16 protein-coding genes are annotated in these 18,186 nt (G+C 69.9%); 11 read left to right on the top strand and 5 right to left on the bottom strand.

Translation table 11 applies throughout. The features are described from left to right. Window positions 1-90 precede the first annotated feature (90 nt). Entirely contained in the window at window positions 91-300 is a 210-nt protein-coding gene (gene tatA / locus EV138_RS10020; RefSeq protein WP_133978102.1) for a twin-arginine translocase TatA/TatE family subunit, read from the top strand. A 4-nt stretch (window positions 301-304) separates the two neighbouring features. Here tatA and EV138_RS10015 read toward each other — a convergent pair whose 3' ends face one another. After that, window positions 305-1,219, bottom strand: a complete 915-nt coding sequence (locus EV138_RS10015) for a LysR family transcriptional regulator (protein ID WP_133978101.1) — start codon at window positions 1,217-1,219, stop codon at window positions 305-307. 71 nt (window positions 1,220-1,290) lie between these two features. On the opposite strand from EV138_RS10015, the gene EV138_RS10010 reads away from it, so the two are divergent. The 6 genes from EV138_RS10010 to EV138_RS09985 all read left to right on the top strand — a co-directional run bounded on the left by EV138_RS10010 (window position 1,291) and on the right by EV138_RS09985 (window position 7,938). Further along, window positions 1,291-2,139, top strand: coding sequence for an SDR family NAD(P)-dependent oxidoreductase (locus EV138_RS10010; RefSeq protein WP_133978100.1), 849 nt, complete (start codon window positions 1,291-1,293; stop codon window positions 2,137-2,139). Further along, entirely contained in the window at window positions 2,136-3,056 is a 921-nt protein-coding gene (locus EV138_RS10005) for an SDR family NAD(P)-dependent oxidoreductase (protein ID WP_133978099.1), read from the top strand. The genes EV138_RS10010 and EV138_RS10005 overlap by 4 nt, the downstream gene beginning before the upstream one ends. Before the next feature lie 61 nt (window positions 3,057-3,117). Next, the gene (locus EV138_RS10000) at window positions 3,118-4,455 is read left to right on the top strand and encodes a hemolysin family protein (RefSeq protein WP_133978098.1); all 1,338 of its coding nucleotides are present in this window, start codon (window positions 3,118-3,120) and stop codon (window positions 4,453-4,455) included. Further along, the gene (locus tag EV138_RS09995) at window positions 4,452-5,516 is read left to right on the top strand and encodes a hemolysin family protein (RefSeq protein ID WP_133978097.1); all 1,065 of its coding nucleotides are present in this window, start codon (window positions 4,452-4,454) and stop codon (window positions 5,514-5,516) included. The genes EV138_RS10000 and EV138_RS09995 overlap by 4 nt, the downstream gene beginning before the upstream one ends. Before the next feature lie 87 nt (window positions 5,517-5,603). Further along, a complete protein-coding gene (locus EV138_RS09990) occupies window positions 5,604-6,743 on the top strand; it encodes an NAD(+)/NADH kinase (RefSeq protein WP_133978096.1) in 1,140 nt (379 codons plus the stop codon). Window positions 6,744-6,840: 97 nt separating this feature from the next. After that, on the top strand, window positions 6,841-7,938 hold the full coding sequence (locus EV138_RS09985) for a mannose-1-phosphate guanylyltransferase (RefSeq protein ID WP_133978095.1): 1,098 nt from the start codon (window positions 6,841-6,843) through the stop codon (window positions 7,936-7,938). Window positions 7,939-7,950: 12 nt separating this feature from the next. Here the strand turns inward: EV138_RS09985 and EV138_RS09980 are convergent, their stop codons facing one another. The 4 genes from EV138_RS09980 to cofD all read right to left on the bottom strand — a co-directional run bounded on the left by EV138_RS09980 (window position 7,951) and on the right by cofD (window position 11,515). Further along, the gene (locus EV138_RS09980) at window positions 7,951-8,664 is read right to left on the bottom strand and encodes a thioredoxin-like domain-containing protein (protein WP_133978094.1); all 714 of its coding nucleotides are present in this window, start codon (window positions 8,662-8,664) and stop codon (window positions 7,951-7,953) included. Between the two features lie 90 nt (window positions 8,665-8,754). Next, on the bottom strand, window positions 8,755-9,477 hold the full coding sequence (locus EV138_RS09975; protein ID WP_133978093.1) for a thioredoxin-like domain-containing protein: 723 nt from the start codon (window positions 9,475-9,477) through the stop codon (window positions 8,755-8,757). 89 nt (window positions 9,478-9,566) lie between these two features. Beyond that, window positions 9,567-10,541, bottom strand: coding sequence for a coenzyme F420-0:L-glutamate ligase (locus EV138_RS09970; RefSeq protein WP_133978092.1), 975 nt, complete (start codon window positions 10,539-10,541; stop codon window positions 9,567-9,569). After that, on the bottom strand, window positions 10,538-11,515 hold the full coding sequence (gene cofD, locus EV138_RS09965) for a 2-phospho-L-lactate transferase (RefSeq protein ID WP_133978091.1): 978 nt from the start codon (window positions 11,513-11,515) through the stop codon (window positions 10,538-10,540). Before cofD ends, EV138_RS09970 begins: the two co-directional genes overlap by 4 nt. A gap of 123 nt (window positions 11,516-11,638) precedes the next feature. Here cofD and EV138_RS09960 point away from each other — a divergent pair, with 123 nt between their 5' ends. The 4 genes from EV138_RS09960 (at window position 11,639) to EV138_RS09945 (ending at window position 18,134) form a co-directional block, all read left to right on the top strand. Further along, on the top strand, window positions 11,639-12,934 hold the full coding sequence (locus tag EV138_RS09960; RefSeq protein ID WP_133978090.1) for a cation:proton antiporter: 1,296 nt from the start codon (window positions 11,639-11,641) through the stop codon (window positions 12,932-12,934). Window positions 12,935-13,255: 321 nt separating this feature from the next. Continuing rightward, entirely contained in the window at window positions 13,256-13,507 is a 252-nt protein-coding gene (locus tag EV138_RS09955) for a WhiB family transcriptional regulator (RefSeq protein WP_012919241.1), read from the top strand. A 242-nt stretch (window positions 13,508-13,749) separates the two neighbouring features. Then, a complete protein-coding gene (locus EV138_RS09950; RefSeq protein WP_133978089.1) occupies window positions 13,750-16,662 on the top strand; it encodes a glycosyltransferase family 2 protein in 2,913 nt (970 codons plus the stop codon). Further along, entirely contained in the window at window positions 16,659-18,134 is a 1,476-nt protein-coding gene (locus EV138_RS09945) for a DUF5719 family protein (protein ID WP_133978088.1), read from the top strand. The genes EV138_RS09950 and EV138_RS09945 overlap by 4 nt, the downstream gene beginning before the upstream one ends. The last annotated feature ends 52 nt before the right edge of the window (window positions 18,135-18,186 follow it).

Below are 18,186 nucleotides of genomic sequence, written 5' to 3'. Positions count from 1 at the left end.
GAGCGCAACCCTATGTCGTGCGTGGTCGGGGATGCGTGCCCTTTCCTCCCAGGCGTACCGTTGTCCGGGGTTCCGAGAAAGAGGACTGTCATGGCTGCACTGCTGGCGATGCCCGAGGGTGGCGAGTGGATCGTCATCCTGGTGATCGTGGTGCTGGTGTTCGGTGCGAACAAGCTGCCCGAGCTGACCCGCAACACGGCTCGCGCGCTGACCGAGTTCAAGAAGATCAAGAACGGGGACGACGAGTCGCCCGCCGAGGACGAGGCCGCCAAGCCCAAACAGGACAGCCCGCCGGTCTGAGTCCTCAACCCGCCACGGCGGCCGCGGTACGGAGCGCGTCGATCAGCTGGGCCACTGGGGTCGCGACCGGGCCGGGAAGCCGTGCCACGACGATCCGGCGGAGTTCCTGTGGGCCGCCATGGACCGGCAGGATGCGTACGCCGGCCGGCGCGGCGCCTGCGAGCGAAGGGGGCACCGTGGTGATGCCTGCGCCCGCGGCGACCAGGTGCAGCTTGGCCAGCCAATCCCGGGCTGTGTGGGCGATCTCGGGCCGCTCGTCGAGTCCCGGCCAGACCCCCATCAGCTTGTCCTCGCCCGAGGCAGGCCCGGCGATCCATCGCTGCCCGCGCAACTCGGCGAAGTCGATCGCCTCCCCACCCGCCAGTGGATGACCAGCCGGTACGGCGAGGCACAGCGCCCGCTCGACCATCACCTGGAGCTGGAAGGCGGGTGACTCGGCATCTGCCGGCCGGAACGGTGGCGCCGAGGCGAGCAGAGCAAGGTCGACGCTGCCGGCCCGCAACGCCCGGACCAGCGCCGGCGTCGATCCCTCGCGTGACGTGACCTCGAGCGCCGGGTGATTTCGCCGCAGCGCACTGATTGCCTTCGGCACCAGTACGGCGCCCGCGCTCGGGAACCAGCCGAGCCGGACCTTGCCGGCCTCCGCGGGCAGGCCGGCGAGTTCGCGCGCGGTCGTGTCGAGCTGGTCGAGGACGCGCGCCGCGGTTCGGAGTACGACCTGTCCTGCCGGCGTCAGCCGGACGCCTTCGCGGCGGCGTTCCAGCAGCGGGGCCTGGGCGGCGCGCTCGATCGAGGCGATCTGCCGGGAGACCGCGGACTGGGTGTAGCCGAGCGCGGTCGCCGCGGCCGTGAACGTGCCGCGCTCGGCGACCTCGCGGAAGACCCGCAGCGCGACCAGGGAGACGTCGGTGAAGTCCATGACTTTTCCGCATGCTACCTGTGCCGAAGTCTCGTTGGAATCATGGCTGACTCGTTCCTACCGTTGCTTCCATGAGACGCATCGCAGTAGTCACCGGCGCGAACCAGGGCCTCGGCTTCGCCCTGGTCGAAGAACTCGCCGCCCGGATGAACCCCGAGGACCTCGTCCTCCTCACCAGCCGCAATGCCGAGCGGGTCGCCGAAGCCGCCGCCCGGGTGCACGGTGTCGCGCAGGTCGAAGGCCGCGTGCTCGACGTCAGCGATCCCACGGCCGTCGCCGAGTTGGCGGCCGACCTGCAAACGCAGTACGGCGGTGTCGACATCGTCATCTCCAACGCCATCGCCCCGCTCAGTCCCGACCGGCCGCAGGCCGAACAGGCCGACCAGTTCATCGCGGTCGCGAACGGCGGCACGCACTCCGTACTCCGTTCCCTCGCTCCGGTACTCCGGCCCGGTGGCCGGCTGATCGTCGTCGCGAGTTCGCTCGGCACCCTCGACCAACTCGACCCGAAGCTGCACCCGCTGTTCGACGGTCCGTCGTTCGAGCAGATCGAGCGGACCGTCGAAGAGTGGCGGCAGTCGATCCACGCCGGAACGGCCGCCGGGCAAGGCTGGCCGGAGTGGGTCAACCTGCCCTCCAAGGTCGGCCAGGTCGCCGCCGTACGGGCCGTCGCCGCGCAACGGCGGGCCACGGATCTGGCCCAGAACACGCTGATCGCCTCGGTCTGTCCCGGCCTCGTCGACACCCGCGCCTCCCGGCCTTGGTTCGACGACTTCAGCGGGGCCAGGACGCCGGCCGAAGCCGCCGTACCGATCGTCGATCTCGTCCTCGCCGACCGGGTCGACCCGGCGACGTACGGCGAACTGATCCGCGACCATCAGGTGCTTTCGTGGACGGGGTCGGTGGAGGCGTCAGCATGATCAGGACGCCGTTCGGCTTCACCAGCACTGCCGCTGACGTCGTCCGCGGGGTGGACCTCGACGGCCGCCGAGTGGTTGTCACCGGCGGTTCGTCCGGCATCGGCGTCGAGACGGCGCGCGCCTTGGCGTCGGCCCGCGCGGAGGTGACCCTCGCCGTACGGGACATCGCCGCAGGGGAGCGGACCGCCAAGGACCTCACTGCAACCACGGGCAACGAAAGGGTCCACGTCGCGGAGCTCGACCTGACGAGCCTCGCGTCGGTGCGCAGGTTCGCCGCCGACTGGCAAGGTCCGCTCGACGTCCTGATCGCCAACGCCGGGGTGATGGCCTGCCCGGAGGAGTACACCGAGCAGGGATGGGAGTTGCAGTTCGCGACCAACCACCTCGGGCACTTCGCGCTGGCGACTGGGCTGCACGGGGCGCTGGCCGCTGCGGGCGATGCCAGGCTTGTCGTGGTCAGCTCGTCCGGTCATCAGCTCTCGCCGGTGGTGTTCGACGACCTGAACTTCGACTTCCGGCCGTACGACCGCTGGCTGGCCTACGGGCAGTCGAAGACGGCGAACGTGCTGTTCGCCGTCGAGGCGAGTCGTCGCTGGGCCGCGGACGGGATCACCGCCAACGCCCTGATGCCCGGGGCGATCTACACCAACCTGCAGCGGCACACCGATGGACGGGGGAGTGGTAAGACGCCGCCGGAGATGTTCAAGACTGTCGAGCAAGGCGCGGCGACCTCGGTCCTGCTCGCTGCTTCTCCTTTGCTGGAAGGGGTTGGCGGCCGCTACTTCAACGACTGCAACGAGGCTGAGGTGCTCGATCGGCGCAGCGGAACCCTGTACGGCGTGGCGCGGTACGCCGTTGACCCGGACAACGCCGAGCGCTTGTGGGCGGTGTCCGAGGCTCTGCTCGAGCGCGGGTGAGCGACGAGACTCCAGGACCCCCGCGATCCCGTGGACCCCGGAGTCCTCGTAAGGTCGGCGCATGTTGATCGTGGTCGGGCTGGCGCTCATCCTGGCGCTGACCGTGGCCACCGGGTACTTCGTGGCGCAGGAGTTCTCCTACGTCGCGGTGGACCGGAACCGGCTTCAAGGTCTCGCCGAGGCGGGTGACGCAGCCGCCGTACGGGCGCTCGAGGTCACCTCGCGGCTCTCGTTCGTGCTGTCCGGCGCGCAGGTCGGGATCACCGTCACGGCGCTGCTCGCCGGCTACGTCGCCCAGCCTTACCTCGGCACGGGGCTGGAGAACCTGCTCGGTTCGGCCGGTCTCCCCAAGAGTGTGTCGTTGTCGGTCTCGGTGATCCTTGCGTTGCTACTGGCAACGATCATCCAGATGGTGCTCGGTGAGCTGGCCCCGAAGAACCTGGCGATCGCCCGGGCCGAGGCGCTGGCGCTGCGGCTGTCCCGGTCCACCCTGATCTACCTGACCGTGGCCGGCCCGCTGATCCGCCTCTTCGACACCGCGTCGAACCGGATCCTGCGCCGGGTCGGGATCGAGCCGGTCGAGGAGCTTCCGCAGGGCGCCACCGCCCAGGAGCTGGACCGGATCATCGCCACGTCGTACGAGCAGGGCCTGCTGGACGAGGACACCACCCGGCTGCTCGATCGCGGCCTCGACTTCCGCGGCCGGATCGCCGCCGAGGTGATGATCCCGCGCGTCGACGTGATCACCGTGCACACCGACGACCCGCTGACCAGGGTGGTCGAACTGCTCGACTCCGGGCACAGCCGGTTCCCGGTGATCGCCGCCTCGGTGGACGAGGTGGTCGGCGTGATCGCGATCGGCGACGTGGTCGAGGTCGAACCGGCCGACCGTTCGCACGTCACGATCGGGTCGCTGGCGGCACCGCCGGTCGTCGTACCGGCCACCCTCTCGCTGCCCGGCGTGCTCGAGCAGCTCCGGACGGCGCATCGCCAGCTCGCGATCGTCGTGGACGAGTTCGGCGGGTTCGCCGGCGTGGTGTCGCTGGAGGACATCGCCGAGGAACTGGTCGGCGAGATCCGCGACGAGGACGACCTTCCCGAAGCCGGGCTGCTGGCCAACCCGGACGGGACCTGGGTCGTGCCCGGTCGCCGGCGTCTCGACGAGGTGATGGAGGCGACCGGGATCGCTCTGCCGGACGGCGACGACTACGACACCGTGTCCGGACTGGTGATGGCCCGGCTCGGGCGGATCCCGGTGGTCGGCGACGAGGTGGTCGTGGAGCTGCCGCAGCGCTTCGACCACGACGGCCGCCCCGCACCCCGCGAGCACGGCAAACTGACAGTGCAGACGGTACTGCGGCATGTCCCCGGCCTTGTCGTCCTGGAGAGGCTCTCGTGAACACCGCCGTCGCTCTCCTGATCTCGCTGCTGCTCCTTGTTTTCAACGGGTTCTTCGTCGCCGCCGAGTTCGCGCTGGTCGCGTCGAAGCGGCACCGGCTCGAACAGTTCGCGGCCGAGGGCCGGCGTACGGCGCGTGCTGCCCTTGCCGGAATCAGTGAGCTGTCGTTGATGCTCGCGGGCGCGCAGCTCGGGATCACCTTGTGCACGCTGGGTCTCGGGTCGCTGTCCGAGCCCGCGGTCGCGCAGCTGCTGCATCCGTTGTTCGAGCTGATCGGGGTGCCGGACGGCGTCGGCGAGGTGATCGCGTTGATCCTCGCCGTCGGCGGCGTCGGCCTGCTGCACGTGTTGCTGGGCGAGATGGCACCGAAGTCGTGGGCGATCAGCGATCCCGAGCGGTCGGCATTGCTGCTGGCGATGCCGTTCCGCGGGTTCACCTTCGTCTTCCGGCCGCTGCTCGTCGTACTGAACACGCTGGCGAACGCGTGCGTACGGCTGCTCAAGGTGACGCCGCAGAACGAGCTCGCGAATGCCCATGGTCCGGACGAGCTGCGGCTGCTGATCGAGTCGTCCGCCGAACACGGCACGCTGCCGGCGCCCGAGCACGAGCTGCTCACCGCGATGCTCACCCTGCAGAACACCACGGTCGACCAGGTGATGACGCCGACCTCGCGGCTGTCCACCGTGCCGGCTTCCGCGCCGGCCCGCGAGGTCGAACTGGTCAGCCGGCGCGAGGGACGCTCGCGGCTCGCCGTGGTCAGCTCCGGTACTGCGATCTGCGGCATCGTGCACGTCCGCGACGCGGCCCGCGCGACGACCGGAGGCGGTCACACGCTTCGCGCCGCCGAGCTGATGACCGAGCCGCTCCGGCTGCCGGCCGGTACTCCGGTCGCCGCGGCGATCCGCCTCATGCGGACCGAACGCTCCCAGTTGGCCGTCGTCGAGGAGGGTTCCGAACCGATCGGCGTGGTCGCTCTCGAGGATCTGCTGGAAGAGGTCATCGGCGAGTTCGACGACGAGACCGATCCGATCATCAGCGCCACCCGCCGGCCGCCCGGCTGAGCCCTCGGGTCTCGCGGCGGAGCAGCTCTCCCGGTCCCGCGGCACGGGCGGACTACCGTTGTCGCAACCAGTCGGAGGAGTAGAACAGTGCCTGTCAGTCGTCTCGGTCTCGTTGTGCACCAAGGCCGCCCGCTCGCCGTCCAGGCTGCCGAGGTGGTCCGTGACTGGTGCCGCCGGCATGACATCGGCTGTACCGACATCGATGTCTGGAAGCAGCACGAGGGCCGCCGCGGCGGGATGGACGAGTTGCACCACGCCGGCAATCCCGACCTGGTCGTCACCCTCGGCGGCGACGGCACCTTCCTGCGCGGTGCCCGGATCGCGGCGAAGAACGACGCCGCCGTCCTGGGCGTCGACCTCGGCAAGGTGGGCTTCCTGACCGAGGTGGCGTGCAGCGACGTCGAAGAGGCGCTGGAAGCGGTCCACCACGGCGGCGCCACCATCGAGGAGCGGATGACGCTCACCATGCGCGCCTCGCGGCCGCTGGAGATCCCGACCGGGATCGACGCGCTGCTGCGGTACGGCCACGGTCCCGCGCTCCCGCCGCCCTCGGTGCGGCCGGAGACCGTCGAGGGCGACGGCTGGGGCGTGGCTCTCGACGTGACCGCGCTGAACGACGTGGTGCTGGAGAAGCTGGCCCGCGACCACCAGGTCAGCATCGGCGTCTACCTGGCCGGGCGACTGCTGGCGTCGTACTCGGCTGACGCGTTGATCGTGGCGACGCCGACCGGCAGTACGGCGTACAGCTTCGCGGCCGGTGGGCCGGTGTTGTCGCCGAACCTGGAGGCGGTCGTCTTCACGCCGGTGGCGCCGCACATGACCTTCAACCGGACCGTGGTGGCGGCGCCGGACGAGCCGGTGGCGCTGCGGGTGCTGCCGCACTCGGGGCAGGCCGCGGTCAGCATCGACGGTCAGTTGCGCGGCATCCTCGACCCGGGCGACTGGATCGGCGTCTACGGCTCCGTACGGCGGCTTCGGCTGGTCCGGCTTCGTCCCACCGACTTCTACGGGCGCCTGCGCGACCGCTTCCGGCTCACCGACGCCCCCGCGACCGGTATCGACGGCGAGTCGGACCGCTTCTGGGTCCCCGACAGCCCGGTGCCCGCCGACCTCGCCCACCTGCGCATCCCGACCGCTCGTACCGCGGCCGAGGAGACCGCCCGGCCGGTGCCCTGCCCGGTCAGCCCCACCGCCGGTACGCCGGCCGAGGCGCCCGCCGCTGACTAGCTGCCATCCGGTTCCAACGCAGGTTGACTAGATACCAGCTGGCTACTGGTCGGCTCCGGCGGCGGGTGGCTCGGTTCGCCCGGTAGGGTTCGTCCTCATGCGAAACGTGGTGATTCTGGCCGGCGGTTCGGGGACCCGGCTGTGGCCGTTGTCCCGGGTCGACAAGCCCAAGCAGGTGCTCCCGCTGGCAGCGGGGAACTCCCTGCTCCGAGTGGCGTACGACCGGCTCGCGGGCCTGGTCGACCCGGCCAACATCTACGTCTGCACGGTGGCCGCCCACACGGACCTGGTCCGCGAGCAGCTCCCCGAGCTCGGCGAGCACAACATCATCGGCGAACCGGTCGGCCGGGACACGGCGAACGCGGTCGGCCTGGCCTCGGCGGTGGTCGCCCGGCATGATCCCGACGCGGTGCTGGCGATCGTCGGCTCGGACCACCTGATCACGCCGGAGGCGGAGTTCCGGGCCGCGATCGAGAGCGGCTTCGAGCTGGTCGAGCAGCGGCCGCGCTCACTGGTCACCTTCGGGATCGAGCCGACCCACCCGCACACCGGGCTCGGGTACGTGGAACGCGGTGCGGCCATCGACGGCACTTCGGCGTACGTCGTGGACCGGTTCCGGGAGAAGCCGGATCGCGCGACCGCCGAGGAGTACCTGGCGACCGGGCGGTTCTGGTGGAACTCCGGCATGTTCGTCTGGCGGGCCGAGACCGTGCTGAGCGTGCTCGACGCGCTGCTGCCGGAGTCGGCCGCCCGACTGCGCCAGGTCGCGGCGGTCTGGGACACCCCGCAGCGCGACGCCGAACTCGGCGCGATCTACCCGGGACTGCGCAAGATCAGCGTCGACTTCGCGGTGATGGAGCCTGCTTCGCAGGGCAAGGTCGACGCGGACGTGGTCGTCATCCCGATGCCCGTGCACTGGCTGGACGTCGGTTCCTGGGCGGCACTCGCGGGCACCTACGAGGTCGATGCCGAGGGCAACCGTCACGACGGGACCGCGCTCAGTTGCCTGCTCGACTCGCACGACAACGTGATCGTCACCGACGACCCCGACCACCTGATCGCCGCGGTCGGCCTCACCGGCCACATCATCGTCCACACCCACGACGTCACCCTGGTCTGCCCGCTCGCGGACGGCGAACGGGTGAAAGACCTGGTCGCCCAGGTCCAGTCCGACCACGCGGCCCGCTACGTCTGACCCGCAGCTACCTCAGCGCAGACCTGGTTCTTGAGTGTCCTGGGCCGGGTACTTGTTGATGAAGGTGGTGAGGGCCTCGCCGCTGAGGTCGCCGCAGAACTGGCGGTGGCCGAAGGACTGGCCTTCCGGGCCGGCGCTCCAGTGCGCGAAGGCGATCTTCTTGCCGGCCGGCCAGGCGGCGCCTTCGGAGGCGTGGAACGGGGCGGCGATGAAGAAGCCACCGTCGGCCGCGTCGGGCAGCTTCGCCTTGGCGAGCTTCTCGATCTCGGCGACCTGCTTCTTGTCGTTGGCGATCTCGTCGCTGTACCAGAGCAGCGTGTACCCGTGCTCGAGGTTGTGCACCAGGTTCTCCACCGGCGGCCGGTCGTCGGCCGAGTAGAACTTCTTACTGAACGGCGCCCAGGTCTGGTAGTGCGGCCCGCTCGACGGCGGCGAGACGGCGTACGCGATCTTCTCGCCGTCCGGCCGGTGGTCCGCGGACTTGCCGGCCGGGTCGTTCGTCGGTGCGTCGCAGGAGGCCGCGGCCGCCTTGACACCGAGGGCGGCGATCGGCCGGCTCTTGGCTCGGGAGTCCTCGATCAGCTTGACCGCCGGCACCGCGATGATGCCCAGCCCGACCACGATCGAGACAGCCACGATCGCCCACGTCCGGCGCTTGTCGGACCGGGCCTGGTCGCGCTGCATCTTCTCGATCAGCTCGCGCCGCGACTGTGTTGCCTTGGCCATGCCACTCCCAGGATCGGTCCGCAAAGGCCGAAGACTAACCCAGCGGACCGGATCCGTGCCTGTCCGTCCGCACCGGCCCGGAACCGGGGATCAGCCGCCGTTCGGCTCCTGGGCGTCGGTCGACGGGTACTTGTTCATGAAGTCGGCGAGCGCGGCGCCGCTGACCGAGCCGCAGAACTGGCGGTGACCGAAGGCCGTCTTGCCGTCGGCGCCCATGCCGCTCCAGTGCGAGAAGGCGATGTTCTTGCCGTCGGGCCAGGGCAGCTGGCCGTCGGAGGCGCGGAACGGCGCGGCGATGAACTTGCCGTTCGAGCTGTCCGGCAGCTTGGCCTTGGAGATCTTCTCGATCAGGGCCAGCTGGTCCTTGTTCTTCGAGGTCGCCTCGTTGTACCAGAGGATCGTGTAGCCGTGCTCGAGGTTGTGCACCAGGTTCGGCACCGGCGGGCGGTCCTCGAAGGTGTAGAACTTCTTCCCGAACGGCGCCCAGACCGCGTAGTGCGGGCCCGACGACGGCGGGGAGACCGGGTACTGGATGACGGTGCCGTCCGGCTTGTGGTCCTGGGTACCGGAGGCCTTGTCGTCGGTGGGCTTGTCGCAGGACGCGGACGCGGCGGCCACCCCGAGGTCGGAGATCGACAGGTTCTTGGTCCTGGAGTCCTGGATCAACCGGATCGCGGGGTAGGCGATGATCGCCAGGCCGACCAGGATCGAGACGGCCACGATGATGAGCGTACGGCGCTTGTCGGACCGGGCCTGCTCACGCTGCATCTTCTCGATCAGCTCGCGGCGATCCTGCTTCTGAGACTTACCCACAGTGAATGGTCTTCCCTGATCATGGGCGGTCTCGGGCGCCGCCGTCCGCGTGCAGTGTACTGAGCCACCCTGAGAAGTTGCCTAGAAAACTATCTGGACCGTGAGCCGAACGTGACCGTCGCCTCACTGCCCGGACCGGTCCGTACGGCGACGCCGTACCCCTCGGCGTGCAGGAGCACCGCGAGCCGTTCCGCGATCACGCCCACCGCCACCGGCTCGTCCCCGAACACGGCGATCGAGTTGTCCAGCAGTTCGATGTGGACGTCCTCGTCGTCGGTCAGCAGCCCCGCCCACAGCTCCGGATCCACCTCCCGTGGCCCGGTCGGAGCCTTCCGAGCCAGTACTGCGGCCCGCGCTGCCTCCCGCGTGCCCAGGCTGAACAGGTCCAGCTCCGCATCTCTGACCAGCGCCCGCGCCCCGGTCCCGTGCTCCCCGACGGGGAGCACCACGTCCGACAACCCCCGCAGTACGGCGACCGGTACGCCGTCGGCCTTGCCCTTCACGAGTTCGCCGGCGCCCGCGATCTCGTCGGCGATGGCCGGCTCGGTCACGGCGAGCACATTGCCGTGAGTGTCGGTGCTGCCGCGGAGATCCTCCAGCACCTGGATCCCGGCCGCGCCGATCGCCAGGTCCGTCTGGCCGTTGCGCCACGGCCGGCCGAGGGTGTCGGTGATCACCACGCCGACGTTCACGTCGTACCGCTTCTTCCAGGCCACTCGCAGGGCGCGCGCGGACAGGTCCGGGTCGACCGGCAGCAACAGGACTGTGCCGGGCGCGGTGTTGGACGTGTCCGTGCCCGCGGCGGCCATCACCAGGCCGTGCCGCGTCTGCACGATCCGGGTGTCGCCCCGCTGGGCCACCACCCGGACGAGCTCCGCGTCGATCGCCTCGTCGCGGGTGCCGTGGGTGAGCCGGCCCTCGGCCTTGCTGATGATCTTCGACGTGACCGCGACGACGTCACCGTCGCGGAGGTCGGCCAGATCGCCGATCAGGCCGGCCAGGTCGCTGCCGGCGCCGATCTCGGGCACGCCGACGACCGGGTAGATCTCGAGCTGCTTCCTCATCGGCGGACGGCCTCGGCCAGGACCACCGCTGCGGTCGCGATCGCGGCCGTCTTCGGCTCGTCGTCCATCCACAGCGGCACGGCCTGCGCGTGGATCCCGGCCGCGGCGATCGACTCGAGCTGCGCCGCGTCGGAGGTGTCGATCAGCCAGCCGTCCAGTACGCCGCCGGCCGCGCGCGACCCGTAGTACCGGGCTACCGCGCCCGCGGTGGACTCCACCCCGATCGCCGCGAGGACCTTGTCGGCCATGCCGCGGACCGGGCCGGTCCCGATGATCGGCGAGACCCCGATGACCGGGGCGGCCGTCTCCCGGACCGCTTCCCGGATCCCCGGGACGCCGAGGATGGTGCCGACCGAGACCACCGGGTTGGACGGCGGCAGGATCAGCGCGTCGCACTCGGCGATCGCGTCCAGGACGCCGGGGGCCGGTTTCGCCTTGTCCTGGCCGATGGCGAGGATCTGGTGCGCCGGGACCTCCGCGTGCAGCCGGACCCAGTACTCCTGGAAGTGGATCGCCTTGCGGGTGCCCGGGTTCTCCGGATCGTCCACCACCACGTGGGTCTCGACCCGGTCGTCGCTCATCGGCAGCAGCCGGACCGGCAGCTCCCAGCGGGCGCAGAGCGCCTCGGTCACCGCGGCCAGGCCGTAGCCGGCGTCGAGCATCTGGGTCCGGACCAGGTGGGTGGCGATGTCGCGGTCACCGAGGCCGAACCAGGTCGGCTCGACGCCGTACGCCGCGAGTTCCTCCTTCACCACCCAGGTCTCGTCCTCGCGGCCCCAGCCGCGTTCCTTCGAGATGCCACCGCCGAGGGTGTACATCACCGTGTCCAGGTCGGGGCAGACCCGCAGGCCGAACAGCGTGATGTCGTCGGCGGTGTTGCCGACCACGGTGATCTCGGCGTCCGGCCGGGCCGCCAGCAGGCCGCGCAGGAAGGTGGATCCACCGACGCCGCCGGCAAGCACTGTCAATCGCATGAGGACAGTCTCCACGAGTCGTCAAAGCAACGAACCACCGCACGACTATGCTGCCGAGGGTCCGAACTATGTGCACAGTGTGTCAATCAAGTTGCACGGCCCCCAACATCCCGAGGAGCCCTCGTGGTTACCGACGCAACCAAGAAGCTCAGAGAGCCGGTCGCGTACATCCTGCTCGCCTTCGCCGCCCTCTGGGCGCTGGCTTCGCTGATCTCCCTTTTCGTCGGCGACGCCGGATTCAGCTCCAACAGCTCCGTGGTGCTGCATACGAATGTCGCACCCGCCTTCCCCGGCGTCCTGCTGATGATCGCCCTGGCCGCCTCGGTCTGGCTGGTCACCGAGGCAGGTGAGCAGACGCGGAACGCCCGCCTCGTCACCCTGGTGGCGCTGGTGGTCACCGGTCTGTACGTGCTGCTTGGCCTGATCGTCGTGTTCGCCGTCTTCGGCGACAGCTCGGACTCGGCCGCGGTCAAGTTCGTGAACTTCCTCTACGGCCTCGCCGGTCTCGCGCTGTACGGCGTGGTCGGTTTCTACATCCTGCGGCACTTCCAGGCGCTGCCGGCTCCGGTCCGCGCGCCGAAGGTCGGCCAGCAGGGCCAGTTCGCCGGCCAGGGCGGCCAGTACGCCGGCCAGCCTGGCGCGCAGTACGGTCAGCAGGGCGGCCAGTACGGTCCGCAGGGCCAGCAGCAGTACGGCCAGTACGGCGCACAGCAGGGTGGCGCTCCGTACGGGCAGGAGGCCGGTCAGTACGGCGCCTACAGCGCGGGTGCCGGCGCGGCCGCGGGTGCAGCCGGTGGCTACGCGGCAGCCCAGCAGGGCGGCGAGCAATGGCCGCAGGAGCAGAACTGGAACGCTGGTGGCGAGCAGCAGACCTGGTCGGCGTCCGACGCCGAGGCGCAGCCGCACACCGGTGCCGCCGAGCAGCAGCCGGCCGAGCAGGCTTGGTCGGCTGAAGGTCACGGCACCGAGCCGACCCAGCAGTGGAGCCCCGAGGGCGCACAGCAGTGGGGCGGTCAGGACCAGGCACAGCAGCAGTGGCCGCAGGAGCAGCAGTGGTCTGCCGGTCAGGAACACGGTCAGGAGCACGGCCAGGAGCACCCGCAGGAGGCCGCCCAGCAGTGGGCAGGCCAGGAGTACGGTCAGCAGGGTCAGCCCGAGTGGCAGGGCGCCGACCAGGGCCAGGCGCCGGCAGTGCAGGGCGAGAGCTGGTCTGCGGAGCAAGCGAGCTGGCAGCCGGGCGAGCAGTCCTGGCAGGCCGAGGAGGCGCCTGCCGCGACTCCTGCCGCTGACGCGCAGCCGGAGCCCGAGGCAGCCGACGAAACCCGTGTAGAACCGAGGGTTTCGGACCCGGCGAAGGACGGCGAGCCGGAGCAGCCGGGTCAGGGCAACCAGCAGGGCTGGTGGTCGCAGCCTTCCTGACAAGGCAGCAAGCCCTTGCCGAAGGTCCGCCGGAACTTTCTCCGGACGCCTTCGCGAGGCACCGGTTCGGAGCGAGAGGCCTGTGAACACAGGCCTCTCGTTCTTTTGCAGCCGTGTTGCGGATGATGCCAATAGCAGACCACGGCTTGACTTTCGTGGATTGCAGGAATGTAATTTCAACCGTGTCGTTCGTTGGACACTCGGTATCGGGGACCGTTTTCAAGCTAGTAGAACGGTCGAGGTCAGGCATGTGGGACCGCAAGCCCATATGTACAGGGGAACGAACAGGGTCGAGGAGGTCGTACCGTGACAGAAACGCTGATGGCGATTGTCGACGGTGAGGCGATCGAGGAGGAGCCGAACTGGCAGGAACGGGCACTGTGTGCCCAGACCGATCCAGAGGCTTTCTTCCCGGAGAAGGGCGGTTCCACCCGCGAGGCGAAGAAGGTCTGCCTCGGTTGTGACGTACGAGGCGAATGCCTGGAGTACGCACTGCAGAACGACGAACGCTTCGGGATCTGGGGCGGGCTGTCGGAGCGGGAGCGCCGCAAGCTGAAGAAGAGGGCCGTCTGATCCCTCGACGCGTGGTGGTGCCCTGCCACCCCGCCGTCGCCGGTGGCTGCTGCGCCGCAACGGAAAACTGAACACAGACTTCGTGTGAGGCCCCGGCCGGACTCTGTCCACCGGGGCCCGCGGCTGTGTACGGGTCCCGCGGTTGTGTAGGGGCACTGTCAGGGTTCGCGTAAGCTCAGTCCTCGCCGCGGCCTGAGCGGGTCGAGGCAGACCGTCCTACCCCTGAGGTGTCACTGCTCCGCATGGAACCAGAAGCTCCGGCCGGCTGGGATTTCTTCGACTCCGTCGATTTCCCGACCGACCTCACAGGCGACCCGATGGGTCGCGCACCGGTCCGGCACGTCGTCACCGCGGTCGTGGTCGGGCACGAAGGTGCCGCCTGGCTCCCGAGGCTGACCGAGGCCCTGTGGGCCCTCGGCCGCAGGCCGGAACGGCTGATCGCGGTCGACACCGGCTCCACCGACGAGACCGCCGAACTGCTGGCCACGATGCCCGCGGTCGAGCCCGTGGTGAGCCTGTCCGCCCGCACGGGCTTCGGTACGGCGGTCGCTCGCGGACTGGAGACGGTCGGGTTCGCCCCGGTCCCGTCCGCCGTCGGGCCGTACGGCGACGACGGCCACATGCCGGTGGTCGAGTGGCTCTGGCTGCTGCACGACGACTGCGCGCCGGCTCCGAAGGCGCTCGAACAATTGTTGCTGCAGGCCACAATGTCTCCGGACACGGCCGTCTGGGGACCCAAGCTGCGGTTGTGGCCGCGGGATCGCGAACTGCTCGAGGTCGGCGTCACCACGTCGCTCGGCGGCCGGCGCGACACCGGGATCGAGGTCGGCGAACTCGACCAGGGCCAGCACGACCAGCCGCGGAACGTGCTCGCGGTCAGCTCGGCCGGGATGCTGGTCCGCCGCGACGTCTGGGAGTCACTGAAGGGCTTCGACCCGCGACTGCCAATGTTCCGCGACGACATCGACTTCGGCTGGCGGGCCAGCCGGGCCGGCTTCAAGGTCGGCGTCGCGCCGGACGCGGTCGTCTACCACGCCCAGGCCGCCGCGACGGGTGAGCGGGCGCTGGCCGGCACCAGGCGGCACGCCTACCAGCTCGACCGCGCGCACGCCTACTACACCGTGCTCGCGAACGCTCCGAGCAGACTGCTTCCGCTGCTGATCCTCAGGTTCCTCCTCGGCGCCACCTTCCGGTCGCTGTGGTTCCTGCTCGGCAAGACACCCTCGGGTGCCGTCGACGAGTGGACCGCATTGCTGGGCACCGTCCTCGCGGGCGGCTGGACCCAGGCCCGCAAGGACCGCCGCAATCTGGACCAGGTCCCGTACGACGACATCAAGTCGCTCTTCGGCCGCTCCGTGCACGCGTTGCGGCACAACCTCGAAGAGACCGGCAGCACCATCTCCGAGCGGTTGCGCGAGGCCTGGGCCGACGAGCCCGAGGAGCAGGTCGTCACCACGGCTCGCCGGGCCAAGAGCACGGCCCGCGTCGCGGTCGACCAGCCGCGCTGGCGCCGCCAGTTGATTCGCCGGCCGTTCCTGGTGGTCTGGGCGGTCCTGTTCCTCGGCGCTTTCATCGCCGCCCGCAGCTTGATCGGCAGCGGCGTCCTGCGGTCGCACCTGCTGCTGCCTCCGCACGAGAGCCTCGGGTCCCTCTGGCACGCGGCCGCATCAGCGCCGCCCGGAGTGACTCCGCCCGCTTGGCTTTCCCAGTTCTGGGCTCTTTCGACTGTCACCTTCGGCCCGGCCGGAGCCACGAACGTGCTGCTAATGGGCGCGATTCCGCTGGCTGCCCTGGCGGCATGGGGACTGCTGCGCGCGTTTGTCGTCGACAGGGTTGCCCGAGCGTGGGGCGCAGCGGCGTACGGGCTGGCGGTTTTCACCAACGGAGCGGTTTCGCAGGGGCGACTCGGGACCTGTGTGGCGGCGATCGTGCTGCCCCTGCTCGGTGCCGCTGTGCACACCGTCGCCAGGCGTCGCCGGGTCGTCATTCAGGGCAGTTGGCGGGCCGCTTGGTTCGCCGGGATCTGCCAGGCCGTCCTCTTGGCCTTCACGCCGGCGCTGGGACTGCTGGCCGGGATCGCGCTGGTGGCCGGCGCACTGCTCGGGCTCGGCTGGCGGCGACAAGGTCGCCAGCTCGTCTTCTCGGTCTTCCTCGGGCTGGTGCTGGTCCTGCCCTGGACCATCCAGCTCGTGCTGCATCCGTCCCGCCTCGGCCAGGAGGCCGGTGGTCCGCCGACCGCAGCCGTGGGTCCTGGCGACAGCATCGCCCGCCTGCTGACCGGTACGCCGGTTGGCGCGCCTGCACCTTGGTGGTTCGCGGTGCCGCTCATTCTGGTGGCCCTGCTGGCGCTGACCCGCGAGTCGCGTCAGCGGTACGAGTTGCTCGGCTGGCTCGTCGCGCTGGCCGGCCTGGCCGGCACGTTGATCGCGAGCCGTCTCGGTGGTGGCAGTGGGCCGCTGATGTTCCTGATGAGCGCTGGGTGGATCGTCGCGGTCACCGTGGCTTGGGACTCCGTCGGGAAGTCTCGCGAACTCATCATCCAAGGTGTGCTCGGTGTGGTTCTGGTGACGACGATCGTCACGGCGGGCTTCTGGCTGGTACGTGGCGACGACGGCCCGCTCCGGCTAGGACCGGAGCAGGACCTCCCGGCGTACCTGCAGTCATCGCAGGGCCCGCCGCAGTACGCGTCGATCCTGGTGGTGCGCAAGGTGCCGAACAGTCCGATGCGGTACTCGCTGGTGCGCAACGGCGGGCCGCGGATGGGGTCACTGGAGGCTGCGCCGACAGCGGCCCAGACCAAGCCACTCACCGACGTACTGTCGACACTCGGTGGCGGCGGGACCGGCGAGGAGGGGCGGCAGTTGGCCGCACTCGACGTCGACTACCTGTACCTGCCCGCGCCCGTCGACCCGACGCTCATGTCGACGCTCGACTCGCTGCCAGGGCTGACCAGGGCGAGCGCCGAGGGTGACGACGCGTCCTGGCTGATCGACCGGTCGACGATCGACGGCAAGGCACCACTGAACGACACCACCCGCAACCTGTGGCGGGTGCTCGGGATCATCGCCTGGATCATCGCGCTGATCTCCTGCATGCCGACGGCCCGCCGAACGGTCGCGGTGCCGCACGGGACGCACGCCAGGAGGTCCTCATGACCGGCCTGCTGTCCGACCTCCGTGTCCGCATCGGTGCCTGCGTGCTCGCGCTGGCCGTCGTCGGTGGGCTGGGAGCGATCACGCACGCCAAGGCGCCGGTGACTCGAGCAGAGGGCGTCGAGGAGCCCACGCGGACAGTGGTGAACCGCACTGCGCTGGCCTGCCCGGTGCCCGGTCTCGGCGGCAAAGTGGCTTCCTGGGTGAACGCAGTAGCGCCGAGCCTTCCCGAGGACACCCCGACGGCCGCGGGCGACTCGGCGCCGCTGTCGATCGCGCCCCTGCCGTCCACATCCGACCCGGTCGGCTCGGTGCTCGCGCGCGGCAAGATCGCTTCCACTGCGCGTACGGCGAATCTGCAGCCGCTGTCGATCCGCGGTACAGGGCCGTTGGCCGCCGGCGCGGTAGCGACCAGTACGACGGTCGCCGAGGAAGGCGTCAATCGCGGCATGGCGAGCGTGCCGTGTCAGTTGCCGGGATCCGACTTCTGGTTCGTGGGTGCTTCGGGTGCTGTGAATCGCCGGGACGTGCTGGTGCTGACGAACCTGGACAGCGTGAACGCCGAGGTGAACGTCACCTTCTACTCGGCCACCGGCGTCCAGGACGTTCCGAACGCGCGCGGCGTCGTGGTGCCCGCTCGTGGCACCGCCGAGATCTACCTGGGCCAGGTGGTGAAGCTCCCGGATCTCGCCCTCCACGTGGTCTCCACCGGCGGCCGGGTCGCCCCGGCACTCCGGGACAACGCGAGCAGCGGCAAGACCCCGGCCGGAGTCGACTGGCTGAACACCTCGACCCAGCCGGCGCTGAAGGTGACCGTGCCAGCACTGGCCGGCGGGAGCGGCGTACGGGTTCTCACTGTGGTGAACCCTGGCGACCTGCAGGCGTCCGCGACGCTGACGATCAACGGGCCGAACGGACCGTTCAAGCCGGCCGAGTTGTCGACCATGCAGATCCCGGCCGGGTCGACCAAGGTGATCCGGTTGGAGGGCGTGCTGAAGAAGTACGCGTCCGCCATCACGGTCACCGCCGACCAGCCGATCACCGCCGCGACCCGGATGACGAACTCCGCGGTCACCGAGTTCTCGACCCTGGGCGCGACGGAGCCGCTGCGCGGACCGGCGTACGTCGTCCTGCCGCCCCACGATCAGCCAGTGGTCCTGCAGGTGACGGCACCGGGCGACACGGCCGGCGTCCGCTTCGAACTCCGCGACGCGACCGACAAGGTGATCCAGACCCGCTCCCTCGACGTCATCGGCGGGGCCACCAACGTGATCACCTTCAAACCGCAGACGAAGCCGACGTACCTGATGGTCGAGCAGCTTCGGGGCGACATCGTCGCCGGCGCCACCTTGATGCCCGCCGCGAAGGCGGACCCCGAAGACACACCGCAGGTAGCCGCGTGGCCGTTGACCACGTCGCTCGTCTTCCGCGCACAGCTGGGCGCAGAACCGGACACCAAGGCTGCGCTCAACTAACAGGCCAGCTTCGCGCGCCTTGCTTGGAAAGAAACTTGCAAATGGCGACGAA

This window comes from Kribbella voronezhensis, assembly GCF_004365175.1.
Taxonomy (GTDB): Bacteria; Actinomycetota; Actinomycetes; order Propionibacteriales; family Kribbellaceae; genus Kribbella; species Kribbella voronezhensis.
This window is presented reverse-complemented; position numbering and strand designations above follow the sequence as displayed.

What these genes read in the sequence shown, in the direction of transcription:
- tatA (WP_133978102.1), top strand. Translation starts at nt 91, where the DNA reads ATGGCTGCACTGCTGGCGATGCCCGAGGGTGGCGAGTGGATCGTCATC.
- EV138_RS10015 (WP_133978101.1), bottom strand. Translation starts at nt 1,219, where the DNA reads ATGGACTTCACCGACGTCTCCCTGGTCGCGCTGCGGGTCTTCCGCGAG.
- EV138_RS10010 (WP_133978100.1), top strand. Translation starts at nt 1,291, where the DNA reads ATGAGACGCATCGCAGTAGTCACCGGCGCGAACCAGGGCCTCGGCTTC.
- EV138_RS10005 (WP_133978099.1), top strand. Translation starts at nt 2,136, where the DNA reads ATGATCAGGACGCCGTTCGGCTTCACCAGCACTGCCGCTGACGTCGTC.
- EV138_RS10000 (WP_133978098.1), top strand. Translation starts at nt 3,118, where the DNA reads ATGTTGATCGTGGTCGGGCTGGCGCTCATCCTGGCGCTGACCGTGGCC.
- EV138_RS09985 (WP_133978095.1), top strand. Translation starts at nt 6,841, where the DNA reads ATGCGAAACGTGGTGATTCTGGCCGGCGGTTCGGGGACCCGGCTGTGG.
- EV138_RS09980 (WP_133978094.1), bottom strand. Translation starts at nt 8,664, where the DNA reads ATGGCCAAGGCAACACAGTCGCGGCGCGAGCTGATCGAGAAGATGCAG.
- EV138_RS09970 (WP_133978092.1), bottom strand. Translation starts at nt 10,541, where the DNA reads ATGAGGAAGCAGCTCGAGATCTACCCGGTCGTCGGCGTGCCCGAGATC.
- cofD (WP_133978091.1), bottom strand. Translation starts at nt 11,515, where the DNA reads ATGCGATTGACAGTGCTTGCCGGCGGCGTCGGTGGATCCACCTTCCTG.
- EV138_RS09955 (WP_012919241.1), top strand. Translation starts at nt 13,256, where the DNA reads ATGGCGATTGTCGACGGTGAGGCGATCGAGGAGGAGCCGAACTGGCAG.
- EV138_RS09950 (WP_133978089.1), top strand. Translation starts at nt 13,750, where the DNA reads ATGGAACCAGAAGCTCCGGCCGGCTGGGATTTCTTCGACTCCGTCGAT.
- EV138_RS09945 (WP_133978088.1), top strand. Translation starts at nt 16,659, where the DNA reads ATGACCGGCCTGCTGTCCGACCTCCGTGTCCGCATCGGTGCCTGCGTG.